The organism is Bacillus sp. SIMBA_074 (genome assembly GCF_046534555.1).
Lineage (GTDB): Bacteria > Bacillota > Bacilli > Bacillales > Bacillaceae_G > Bacillus_A > Bacillus_A mycoides.
Genome location: NZ_JAWRYM010000463.1, coordinates 1 through 275, shown reverse-complemented (window position 1 = coordinate 275; position 275 = coordinate 1). Strand labels below are relative to the sequence as shown.

At 48.4% G+C, this 275-nt stretch carries 1 pseudogene; it reads left to right on the top strand.

Annotation, left to right across the window (positions count from 1 at the left end):
* Positions 1-182 (top strand): annotated as a pseudogene (locus tag SB773_RS31595) (hypothetical protein); the annotation flags it as partial.
* Between the last annotated feature and the right edge of the window lie 93 nt (positions 183-275).

Sequence of the window (275 nt, the reverse complement as noted above, 5' to 3'; positions counted from 1 at the left end):
AAATCATCGAAAAAGAAGGCGAGCAAGGTATTATTACAGAGGCATATTCCGCTCATGAGTTAACAGTGGCTGGTGGAGAGCGGGTTTGGCTCGAACGCGAGCTGAATGGCTGGGGCTGGTGCACACTGGAGGATACAGATGAAGCAGGCTGGATACCCATGGAATGTTTAGCTGAGGGGTAAGCTTGACAGGGAACGAGCAAAACGTTTGTAAATCTTGGCTTACTTCGTTTCGCTTATGGTACGGTAGTGAAGTTCAAGTAAATAGAGAGGCGC